The following is a 10362-nucleotide window of genomic DNA, read 5'->3' on the forward strand; positions in this document are numbered from 1 at the left end:
GGTGCGGGACCGGTTACGGCACTGCCGCGTCGATCGCCTTCACGATGCGCTTGTCGGAGACGGGGTACGCCGTGCCGAGCGCGTGGGCGAAGTAGCTGACCCGGAGCTCCTCGATCATCCAGCGGATGTCCAGGACGGAGGCCGGCACCGGGCGGCCCTGCGGCATCTGCTCCAGCAGCCACGCGTACTCGTCCCGCATCTCGTGGACCTTCTCCATGCGCGTGGTGTCCCGCTGGACGTTCGTCGGCATCTGCTGGAGCCGGCGGTCCGCGGCCACCAGGTACCGCATCAGGTCCGGCAGCCGCCGTGTCCCCGTCTCCGTCACGAACCCCGGCTTCACGAGACCGTCCAGCTGCGCCCGTACGTCCGCGAGGTTAGGCAGCAGCGCGGGGCTCCGTACGGCCTTCAGGCGGCGCTCACAGGCCTGCCACGCGGCGAGGACCTGCTGCGCCTGCCCCACCGTACGGACCGTCGTGTCGACGATCTCGGCGCGCACCTTGTCGTACAGCTTCCGGTACGACTCCTCGTCCCAGACCGGCCCGCCGAAGTCCCCGATCAGCTTGTCCGCCGCAGCCATCGCGCAGTCGTCGAACAGGGCCTGGATGGAGCCGTGCGGGTTGGCGGACAGGGCGAGCTTCTGGGCGTTCGTCAGGCGATCGCTCGCGAATTTCGCCGGGTTCACCGGGATGTTGCGGAGGAGCAGCCGCCGCGTGCCCTGCCACATGGCCTGCTGCTGTTCCGCCTCCGTGTCGAAGAGGCGTACGGAGACGGTGTCGCCGTCGTCGACCAGCGCCGGGTACGCCTTCACGGGCTGCCCCGCACGCCGGGTCTCGAAGAGGCGGGTGAGGGAGCCGATCGTCCAGTCGGTCAGGCCCTTGCGCTCCAGCAACTCGCCGCCCTCTCGCTCGGCCGTGGCCGCCGCGGCCTGCGAGAGGGCCTTGCGCGCCCTCGGCTTCAGGCGGAGCTTCAGCGCCTCCAAATCCTTGTCCTCAGCCAGCTTGCGGCGGCGTTCGTCGACGATCCGGAAGGTGATGCGGAGGTGGTCGGGGACCTTGGTCCAGTCGAAGTCGTCCGCGGTGAAGGGAACGCCCACCATGCGCTTGAGCTCGCGGGCCATGGTGATGGTGAGCGGCTCCTGGAGTGGCACGGCCGCGTCCAGGAACCTCTTCGCGAAGTTCGGCGCCGGCACGTAGTTGCGGCGGATCGGCTTCGGGAGGGAGCGGATGAGTTCGGTGACGACCTCCTCCCGCAGTCCCGGGATCTGCCAGTCGAAGCCCTCGTCCGTGACCTGGTTGAGGACCTGGAGCGGGACATGGACGGTCACACCGTCGGCGTCCGCGCCCGGCTCGAACTGGTACGTCACCCGGAACTTCAGATTGCCCTGCCGCCAGGAGTCCGGATAGTCGGCCTTGGTGACCGCCTCCGCCGACTCCCGGATGAGCATCTCGCGCTCGAAGTCGAGGAAGTCGGGCTGCTCGTGCCGTCTGTGCTTCCACCAGGAGTCGAAGTGGGCGCCGGAGACGACGTGTTCGGGGACCCGCTGGTCGTAGAAGTCGAAGAGCGTCTCGTCGTCGACGAGGATGTCCCGGCGCCGGGCGCGGTGTTCCAGCTCCTCGACCTCGGTGAGCAGCCTGCGGTTGTCGGCGAAGAACTTGTGGTGCGTACGCCAGTCGCCCTCGACGAGCGCGTTGCGGATGAACAGCTCGCGGGAGGCCTCCGGGTCGATCCGCCCGTAGTTGACCTTGCGGTCGGCGATGATCGGGACGCCGTAGAGCGTGACCTTCTCGTACGCCATCACCGCGGCCTGGTCCTTCTCCCAGTGCGGTTCGCTGTACGTCCGCTTGAGCAGGTGCTCGGCGAGGGGTTCGACCCACTCGGGCTCGACGCGGGCGTTGACGCGGGCCCACAGGCGGCTGGTCTCCACCAGCTCGGCGGACATCACGAAGCGCGGGGGCTTCTTGAAGAGGGCCGAGCCCGGGAAGATCGCGAACTTGGCGCTCCGGGCGCCCAGATACTCGTTCTTCGCGCCCTCCTTCACGTCCTTCATGCCGATGTGGGACAGCAGCCCCGCGAGCAGTGAGACGTGCACGCTCTGCTCCGGCGCGTCCTCCTCGTTGAGATGGATGCCCATCTGCCTGGCGACCGTTCTCAACTGCGTATAGATGTCCTGCCATTCGCGGATGCGCAGGAAGTTCAGATACTCCTGCTTGCACATCCGGCGGAAGGACGACGAGCCGCGTTCCTTCTGCTGCTCGCGGATGTACCGCCAGAGGTTGAGATACGCGAGGAAGTCGCTCGTCTCGTCCTTGAAGCGGGCGTGCTGCTGGTCGGCCTGCGTCTGCTTGTCGGCCGGGCGCTCGCGCGGGTCCTGGATGGACAGGGCGGCGGCTATCACCATGACCTCGCGGACACAGCCGTTCTTGTCGGCCTCCAGGACCATCCGCGCCAGCCGGGGGTCGACGGGCAGCTGGGCGAGCTTGCGGCCGGTGTCCGTGAGCTTCTTGCGTACGTCCTTCTGGCTCGGGTCCAACGCGCCCAGTTCCTGGAGGAGTTGGACGCCGTCGCGGATGTTGCGGTGGTCCGGCGGGTCGATGAAGGGGAACTTCTCGATGTCGCCGAGGCCGGCGGCGGTCATCTGCAGGATGACGGACGCGAGGTTCGTACGGAGGATCTCCGCGTCCGTGAACTCCGGACGGGCCTCGAAGTCGTCCTCGGAGTAGAGCCGGATGCAGATGCCGTCGCTGGTCCGTCCGCAGCGGCCCTTGCGCTGGTTGGCGCTGGCCTGGGAGACCGGCTCGATGGGCAGCCGCTGCACCTTCGTGCGGTGGCTGTACCGGCTGATCCGGGCGAAGCCGGGGTCGATGACGTACTTGATGCCCGGGACGGTGAGGGAGGTCTCGGCCACGTTGGTCGCCAGAACGATCCTGCGGCCGGTATGGGGCTGGAAGACGCGATGCTGCTCGGCGTGGGAGAGCCGGGCGTAGAGCGGCAGCACCTCCGTGAACCGGTACTGCTTCCTGACGAGGGCGTCGGCGGTGTCCCGGATCTCCCGCTCCCCCGAGAGGAAGACGAGGATGTCGCCCTTCCCCTCCCCCTGCAGCTCTTCCACGGCGTCGGTGATCGCGGTGATCTGGTCGCGGTCGGCGTCGTCGGAGTCGTCTTCGAGGAGCGGCCGGTAGCGGACTTCGACGGGGTAGGTGCGCCCGCTGACCTCGATGATCGGGGCGTCCCCGAAGTGCCGCGAGAAGCGCTCGGGGTCGATGGTCGCGGAGGTGATGACGACCTTGAGATCGGGCCGCTTCGGCAGCAACTGCGCGAGATACCCGAGCAGGAAGTCGATGTTCAGGGACCGCTCGTGGGCCTCGTCGATGATGATCGTGTCGTAGGCGCGCAGCTCGCGGTCGGTCTGGATCTCGGCGAGCAGGATGCCGTCGGTCATCAGCTTGACGAAGGTGGCGTCCGGGTTCACCTGGTCGGTGAAGCGCACCTTCCAGCCGACGGCCTCGCCGAGCGGGGTGTCCAGCTCTTCCGCCACCCGCTCGGCGACGGTACGGGCGGCGATACGGCGGGGCTGTGTGTGCCCGACCATCCCGCGCACCCCCCTGCCGAGTTCCATGCAGATCTTCGGGATCTGCGTGGTCTTCCCGGAGCCGGTCTCACCGGCGACGATCACGACCTGGTGGTCGCGGATGGCGTCGGCGATCTCGTCCCGCTTCTGGCTGACGGGAAGCTGCGAGGGGTAGGTGACGGCGGGTACGCGGGCCCGCCGCTCACCCATCCGCTGTTCGGCCTTGGCGACCTCGGCCTCGATCTCGGCGAGGACGGCGGTGCGGGCCTCCGGCTTGCGGATCTTGCGGGCACCTTCGAGCCGCCGACCGAGCCGGTGCGCGTCGCGCAGCGACAGTTCGGCCAGACGGGGGGCGAGGGTCCCGAGGGCGGGGGCGCCGGGGGCGGGGTGCGTAGACATACGCGACCCAGGATCTCATCCCGGGGAAATCGGTGGCGAACGCTTTTGCCTCCGGCGGACCGGCTAAGTCCGGCGAGCGGGTTCTTCCGGTGGACCGGCTGCGTCCGGTGACCGGGTTCTTCCGGTGGACTGGCTGGGTGTGGCGAGCGGGTTCTTCCGGTGGACTGGCTGGGTGTGGCGAGCGGGTTCTTCCGGTGGACTGGCTGGGTGTGGTGACCGGGTTCTTCCGGTGGACTGGCTGGGTGTGGTGACCGGGTTCTTCCGGCGGACCGGCTGCGGCCGGCGAGCGGGTTCCTTCGGCGGACCGGCCTCAGGAAGTGCGCTGCGACGGAGGCGTGGTCGTGCTTGTGCTTGTGGTCGCGGTCGTGGTCGTGGAGTTCGACGGGCGTCGCCGGCTCGATTCCCCCCGAGCGATGGACTTCGCCGTATTCGATACGGCCTTGATCCCCAGGTACGCCGTCGTCATGCTGCTCACCGCGGTGAACGCGGCCGTGAGCACACCGACGATCACCGCGTTGTCGCCGTCGAGCTGCCGGACGCCGAAGATCGCCACGCCCGAGATCGCGAGGTTACTGATGATCACCGCGAGCAGCCCGTACCGCGCCCGGCGCTCCTCCAGCTCGTCATCCGGAATGGCCTGAGCCTCGTCCCGACTCGTCGTCTCCCCTGCGCCAAGGCGAAATGATCAAGGGCCCCGCTCGCTGAGCAGGGCCCTTGGGCTGTGGCTGGGGCCGGGGTCGAACCGGCGACCTTCCGCTTTTCAGGCGGACGCTCGTACCAACTGAGCTACCCAGCCACGAGGCTCCGGGAGGAACCTCAGCGGTCCTGACGGGATTTGAACCCGCGGCCTCCACCTTGACAGGGTGGCGAGCACTCCAAACTGCTCCACAGGACCAAGCGATGCGTACGACAGTGTCGCACACGGTGTTGCGTGCCCCCAACGGGATTCGAACCCGTGCTACCGCCTTGAAAGGGCGGCGTCCTAGGCCGCTAGACGATGAGGGCTATCGGCCCGCCTGGGCGCTTCTCAGCGCGTCGGGGACGTGAGCAGCATATGGGATGGCGGTAGGTATCGCCAAAACGGTTTACGGGGACGGGGTCGCGGGGCTGGGCGAGGGTGAGGGGGTCGGGGTGGGGGTGGGGGACGGGGAGGCTCCTGGCTGGTTCTCCTCGGGGAGGTGGCGGGCCACTTCCGCCGTCGTCAGGCCCAGGCCGCCCAGTGTGATCTCGTCCCAGGCCTGGAGGCGGCGGGTGTCCCGGTCGAAGTAGAGGATCGACGTCTCGATCGGGTCGGGGTACTCGCCCTCCACCGCGCGCAGGCCGCTGCCGCCCGTCGAGCCCTCGATGCGCAGACGGGTGCCGAACGGCATGACCTCCATCTCGGAGTGGTGGAGGTGGCCCGCCAGGACCAGCGGCACCTGGCCGTCCGTCACCCGGGCCGCGGACGGCTCGTGGGCCACGGCCACGTCGACCGGGGTTCCGGCGGCCGTCTGGTCGCGCAGGGCGGAGGCCAGCCGTGCGCCCGCCAGCTCCTGCGACTGCTCGGCTCCGGCCTTGTTCGTGCGGTCGGGCGTGAACTGGGGATCACCCATGCCCGCGAAGCGCAGTCCCGCGACCGACACCCCTCGGCCGTCGTCGAGGACATGGACGTTGTTCATGCCCTCCAGATAGCGCTGGGTCGTGGCGGAGTCGTGGTTGCCGCGGACCCAGACGTACGGGGCGCCCAGGTCCTCGATCGGGTCCAGGAAGGCGTTCTCGGCGGCCGTGCCGTGGTCCATGGTGTCGCCGGAGTCGACGATCACGTTCACCTTGTACTGCTCGACCAGCGAGGCGATGATCTGCCAGCTCGCCGGGTTGAGGTGGATGTCCGAGACGTGCAGGACCCGGATCGTGGTCGGGTCGGGCTGGTAGGCCGGGAGCGTGGACGTGGCGTCGTACAGCCTCGTCACGTTGGTGACGAGACGGGCCAACTCCTTCTGGTAGACGTCGAATTCGGTGACGATGCTGCGTGCGTCGCCGACCAGGGAGGGTGCGGAGGAGAGCAGGCCGGAGAACCTGGGTTCGAGGACCGAGTTCGGATTCCAGGTGGCGGCTGCCGTGCCGCCGGACGCGGCGAGGAGGGTGAAGGCGAGACCGCCGGCCGCGAGGGCGCGGCGGGGGCGGCGGTAGACCGCGAGGCCCAGGGCGGTGGCGCCGGAGACGACGGCGACGCAGGAGCGTACGGCGAGGTCGAGCGTGCCGTGGCCGACGTCGGCGGCGACCTCGTCCTGGAGGCCGGAGATTCGTTCGGGGTGGTCGACGAGGGCCTGGGAGCGGGCCGGGTCCAGTTGGTCGACGTTCACGTCCAGGCGGACCGGGGCGGTGTGGCTTTCCAGTTGCAGCGCGCCGAGCGGCGAGACGTTGATCTTCGTACCGCCGGTGAGTGAGGGGCGCAGGGTCATGGTGGTGTCCATGGGCCCGACGGGAACCCGGACGTTCCCGACGATCAGCAGACCCAGCCAGGCGCCCAGCAGCACGACCGCGACCAGCCCCAGGGCACGGCCCCAGGGGTGCGGCTGCGGGACGAGTTCGACTTCGACGGCGGGGTGCGGTCGGCGGGAACGATAGCGGCGGGCGAGCGCACGCGGTGCCCGGCGTACGCGGTTCAGGACGGCGACGTTGGGAACGCGGGCGGCCATTGGTCCCGTATGCCCAAGTCCGCCAGTGGATATGCCGGACAGCGGTGACTCTCATACCGTCGCCGTGACTCTCCTACGACGGTTCCGTACCGGACAATGGCCCTGTGCTGGAGATGACGCGCGAGGCGTTCGAGGAACTGGTCGCCGAGGCCCTGGACCGGATCCCGCCGGAGCTGACACGGCTGATGGACAACGTCGCGGTGTTCGTCGAGGACGAACCGCCCGCGGACGATCCCGAGCTGCTCGGCCTGTACGAGGGGACTCCGCTGACCGAGCGCGGGGAGTGGTACGCCGGGGTGCTGCCGGACCGGATCACGATCTACCGGGGTCCGACGCTGCGGATGTGCGAGTCGCGGGAGGAGGTCGTGGAGGAGACCGAGGTGACGGTGGTGCAGGATACCCCGTCGTACACCTCTTTTGCTGGTCTCCTGCCAGTTGGGTGACATCCCCGGAGGGCCTGTTATTACTCCTGGTCAGGGGGCAGGTGGGGGCGTCGGAAAGACGCCAGGAGATCAGCCCCAGCCCAGTTCGTGGAGCCGCGCGTCCTCAATGCCGAAGTGGTGCGCCACCTCGTGGACGACCGTCACGGCCACCTCGTGCACCACGTCCTCCGATGTCTCGCAGAAGCGCAGGGTCGGGCCCATGTAGATCGTGATGCGGTCCGGAAGGACTCCGGCGTACCACTCGCCGCGCTCCGTGAGCGGGGTCCCCTCGTACAGCCCCAGTAGCTCCGGGTCGTCGGCGGGCGGCTCGTCCTCCACGAAGACGGCCACGTTGTCCATGACCCGCGTCAACTCCGGCGGGATCTGGTCCAGGGCCTCACTCACCAGTTCTTCGAACCTGTCGCGTGTCATCTCCAGCACAGGCCCATTGTCTGTGAGTGGTCACGTAATCGGAGCACTTACGGAGTCCTGACCTTCCGCCGTGCCCACAGACAGGGCTCAGCCGTCCTAGATGTCCTGGCCGCTGGTGGTACCAGTTGGCCCGGTGGTCGGTAGGTCCCTGGCCGTGTCCTGGCTCGTACGGGTGCCCGTCTCCACCGTCTACGTGCCTGGCGGGCCATGTTGATGGAGCCCGGACCTCGGCATGATCTCCAGGCCGGGGAACGGCCGTCCCGGAGCGCCGATGGCCCCTGACTGCCCATGTGACCGCCACCTGTTTGCGGCCGGGTGCGCCGTGCCCCTCCGCGTTTCTGGTGGCCGCCATGTCGGCCGTCCAGCCGGTCGTGGTGGCGCACATGTTCCACCTGGCGGCCGTCCCTCACGTCCCGGAGTCGGACGCCGTGGACGGCTAGGACCTGGAGGCCCTGGAGGCCCTGGAGCCGGAACTAATGCACGTTGAGTCACGGCTGGCTGAGCTGTCCGTGATCGCTGGACGCTCCTAACAGCCCAGGCGGACACGCTTTCGGGCCTGGAGGAGCCGGAGCCGGTCAAGGTGGCCCAGGTCCACGCCAAGTCCGGCCGTTCGCTGGAGGACATCCGGGCGGCCGTGGAGGAGTTGAAGGCCACTGGCCAGCCGGTCAACGGCACCACGTACGGCCGCCTGGTGGGCGTGTCCGCCCGTACGGCCCGCCGGGACACGGAGACGCTGGCCCTGTGTCCCCGGCGGTGGCCGCATGATGGCCGCCATACGGGCCGCGCAGAACGGTGACGAGACGGCCACCCTGGCCGTCCTGGACTCCGTGGAGGGCATCGTCCGCCGAGCGGTCCAACACCGTTGGCGGCCAGGGATGGACGTGGACGACATGGTCCAGGAGGGCCGGGTGGCCGCCCTGGAGGCCCTGAAGCGGTACGACCCGGAGGGCGGGGCCAAGTTCTCCACGTACACCTATCTCCGGATCACGCGGACCGTGGCCGACTACGCGGCCACTCCGCCGACCGTGCATGTGCCACCCCGTGCTGTGGCCACCTTCCGGGCGTGCCTGGGCAACGTGGGCGGGGACACGGAGGCCGCCGAATACCTGGCGACTCTCCTCCCTGGCCCCGGCCACCGGATGTCCGCCGCCACGGCCCACGCCGTCCGTGTGGCCCTCCAACCGGCGGAGTCCTGGACACCCTGGTGGCCACCGCCGCATAGCCCTGCAACACAAAGGCCCGCCCATGCGCTACGGGGGAGGCGCACGGGCGGGCCGGTCCTGCGGGGTGGGTCACTCAGGCGGTTGGACGGGCCAGGTTTCGTTTGCCGGGTCGTCCAACCATGCGCGTTGTCCGTGCGCCGTGGCCGTGAGTCCGAACCGGGTCAGTTCGGGAGACCACTGGTCTTTCCACCAGCGGTGGGCGTCGGTCACCTCATCCCACAGACGCCGGGGTCCTGACTGCCAAACGGATGCACGCCGCTCCCCGTCCCGGAACATCACGCACGCCCAGGACTGGTCTGCCAGACCGTAGAACCACACGGGCCGCTGTCCGTCACGCTTTTCCGCCACGGACTGGCGGCACTGGTGCACCCGGAGGCCGAGTACGAACGGCAGGTCTGTGAACCGGCCGGTGACGAACTCGTCCTCCGTAGTGTCCGTGGTGCTCTGCTCCGCGTCCTCCAGAGGGCCCGCCGACAGGTAGTCGGCGTGGTGGACCGTGGGGCCCCGCTGCGCGCGGAGTTTCATGAACTCCACGGAGCGGGTGAAGGGGCCCACGGCTTCATCCCCGGTGACCTCCAGCCGGACCATGGCGTCCGCGTTGCTGTACAACGTCCCCCACGGCGCGAGAATGGCCCCGCCGGGCCGGGTCTGTTCGATCCATGCCGGGGGCACGCTGCGGATTCCGACCGTCGCCAGGATGCGGTCATAGGGAGCCGCATCCCGATGGCCCTTGTATCCGTCCCCCACAACCACGTGTGGGTACAGACCGTGTTGGCACAGCCGCTCACGGGCCCTGGCGGACACGGACGCGTCCACCTCAAGCGTGGTCACGTTCTCCCCGCCCAGGCGGTGGGCCAGTGCGCCGGCCGTTTCACCGGTGCCCGTGCCCACGTCCAGAACGCGCATGCCCTCCTCCACGTCCAGGTCCTGGAGCAGGGAGTAAACGACGGACGGCATGGACGATGAGCCAGTGGACAGCTCTCCCGGGCCAGGGCCCTGGTGGGCCCCGTCGTCCCACTGGGTCACGATGGGGACGTTGCTGTCCGCCGCGTCGTACCAGGCGTCCGGGTCCTCCCGCCGGTCGGCGGGAACACTCGCGCGGGCCTTCATGTCGTAGGGCCACATGAGGTCCGGGAGGAACATGGCCCGGTCCACGGCCGCGAACGTCGGCACCCAGTCCGAGGACAGTGCGCCGGAGTCCATGAGGACCCGCCCCAGCTCCTTGCGGCTGGGGCGGTCACTACGTAGAGCGTCGGTTGTCACTTGCGGTGCTTCCCGTCGCCCTCCGGGCTGGACCCGTCGGGGCTCGGCGGGTCCTGCGGAGGCTGCCAGGGCTGGCCAGGAGTGTTGTCGTCGTCGCCGTCGGCGCGCAGGTCGATGCGTACCCTCATCGTCGTCTCACCGCTCCATATGGTCGGTCGTGCGTGGATGACCCGCCCGGAAAGTGCCCCAGCACCAACCGGGCGGGCCGCTTAAGGTCCGGACGACGCGATGGCCACGCCGATGACCAGCCCGCACGATCCCGCCACCATGATGATGAACAGGACACCCGCGTACCGGTCTAAAGCCCGGATCATTTCCCCCACCGATTCCCGGAGTTCTTCACCGCGAGCCGGGCGCTCAGTTCCTCCCGCGCGGTC

At 69.1% G+C, this 10362-nt stretch carries 9 protein-coding genes, 3 tRNA genes and 1 pseudogene; 5 read left to right on the top strand and 8 right to left on the bottom strand.

The window, feature by feature from the left end; translation table 11 throughout:
• Positions 1-13 precede the first annotated feature (13 nt).
• Positions 14-3967: an ATP-dependent RNA helicase HrpA gene (hrpA, locus tag GFH49_RS37610; protein ID WP_155060539.1), complete on the bottom strand. Its 3954-nt coding sequence runs from the start codon at positions 3965-3967 to the stop codon at positions 14-16.
• A gap of 341 nt (positions 3968-4308) precedes the next feature.
• On the opposite strand from hrpA, the gene GFH49_RS41700 reads away from it, so the two are divergent.
• A complete protein-coding gene (locus tag GFH49_RS41700) occupies positions 4309-4608 on the top strand; it encodes a hypothetical protein (RefSeq protein WP_196218265.1) in 300 nt (99 codons plus the stop codon).
• Positions 4609-4689: 81 nt separating this feature from the next.
• Here GFH49_RS41700 and GFH49_RS37620 read toward each other — a convergent pair.
• From GFH49_RS37620 to GFH49_RS37635, 4 genes are all read right to left on the bottom strand, one after another.
• Positions 4690-4763, bottom strand: a tRNA-Phe gene (locus GFH49_RS37620).
• Between the two features lie 24 nt (positions 4764-4787).
• Positions 4788-4862, bottom strand: a tRNA-Asp gene (locus GFH49_RS37625).
• Between the two features lie 37 nt (positions 4863-4899).
• Positions 4900-4972 (bottom strand) — tRNA-Glu (locus GFH49_RS37630).
• An 80-nt stretch (positions 4973-5052) separates the two neighbouring features.
• Positions 5053-6645 carry a metallophosphoesterase family protein gene (locus tag GFH49_RS37635; protein WP_196218266.1) on the bottom strand — a complete coding sequence of 531 codons (1593 nt, stop codon included), beginning with the start codon at positions 6643-6645 and terminating at the stop codon, positions 5053-5055.
• Between the two features lie 104 nt (positions 6646-6749).
• On the opposite strand from GFH49_RS37635, the gene GFH49_RS37640 reads away from it, so the two are divergent.
• Positions 6750-7088, top strand: a complete 339-nt coding sequence (locus GFH49_RS37640) for a metallopeptidase family protein (protein ID WP_196218267.1) — start codon at positions 6750-6752, stop codon at positions 7086-7088.
• Between the two features lie 69 nt (positions 7089-7157).
• Here the strand turns inward: GFH49_RS37640 and GFH49_RS37645 are convergent, their stop codons facing one another.
• Positions 7158-7508 carry a metallopeptidase family protein gene (locus GFH49_RS37645; protein ID WP_107443221.1) on the bottom strand — a complete coding sequence of 117 codons (351 nt, stop codon included), beginning with the start codon at positions 7506-7508 and terminating at the stop codon, positions 7158-7160.
• Positions 7509-7789: 281 nt separating this feature from the next.
• Here GFH49_RS37645 and GFH49_RS37650 point away from each other — a divergent pair, with 281 nt between their 5' ends.
• The 3 genes and pseudogenes from GFH49_RS37650 to GFH49_RS41705 all read left to right on the top strand — a co-directional run.
• Positions 7790-7939, top strand: coding sequence for a hypothetical protein (locus tag GFH49_RS37650; RefSeq protein WP_155060540.1), 150 nt, complete (start codon positions 7790-7792; stop codon positions 7937-7939).
• A gap of 140 nt (positions 7940-8079) precedes the next feature.
• Positions 8080-8295 (top strand): hypothetical protein, encoded by a 216-nt coding sequence (locus tag GFH49_RS37655; RefSeq protein ID WP_155060541.1) that lies wholly within the window; start codon positions 8080-8082, stop codon positions 8293-8295.
• Positions 8264-8497, top strand: a pseudogene (locus tag GFH49_RS41705) (sigma factor); the annotation flags it as partial. The gene GFH49_RS37655 and the pseudogene GFH49_RS41705, both read left to right, overlap by 32 nt.
• 294 nt (positions 8498-8791) lie before the next feature.
• Here GFH49_RS41705 and GFH49_RS37665 read toward each other — a convergent pair.
• Together GFH49_RS37665 and GFH49_RS41140 are read right to left on the bottom strand one after the other, a co-directional pair.
• Positions 8792-9985: a methyltransferase domain-containing protein gene (locus GFH49_RS37665; RefSeq protein ID WP_230396720.1), complete on the bottom strand. Its 1194-nt coding sequence runs from the start codon at positions 9983-9985 to the stop codon at positions 8792-8794.
• Positions 9982-10113: a hypothetical protein gene (locus GFH49_RS41140; protein WP_268867556.1), complete on the bottom strand. Its 132-nt coding sequence runs from the start codon at positions 10111-10113 to the stop codon at positions 9982-9984. The genes GFH49_RS37665 and GFH49_RS41140 overlap by 4 nt, the downstream gene beginning before the upstream one ends.
• Positions 10114-10362: the final 249 nt, after the last annotated feature.

The sequence above is a fragment of the Streptomyces blattellae genome, from assembly GCF_009709555.1.
Lineage (GTDB): Bacteria > Actinomycetota > Actinomycetes > Streptomycetales > Streptomycetaceae > Streptomyces > Streptomyces blattellae.

What these genes read in the sequence shown, in the direction of transcription:
- hrpA (WP_155060539.1), bottom strand. Translation starts at nt 3,967, where the DNA reads ATGTCTACGCACCCCGCCCCCGGCGCCCCCGCCCTCGGGACCCTCGCC.
- GFH49_RS37635 (WP_196218266.1), bottom strand. Translation starts at nt 6,645, where the DNA reads ATGGCCGCCCGCGTTCCCAACGTCGCCGTCCTGAACCGCGTACGCCGG.
- GFH49_RS41140 (WP_268867556.1), bottom strand. Translation starts at nt 10,113, where the DNA reads ATGAGGGTACGCATCGACCTGCGCGCCGACGGCGACGACGACAACACT.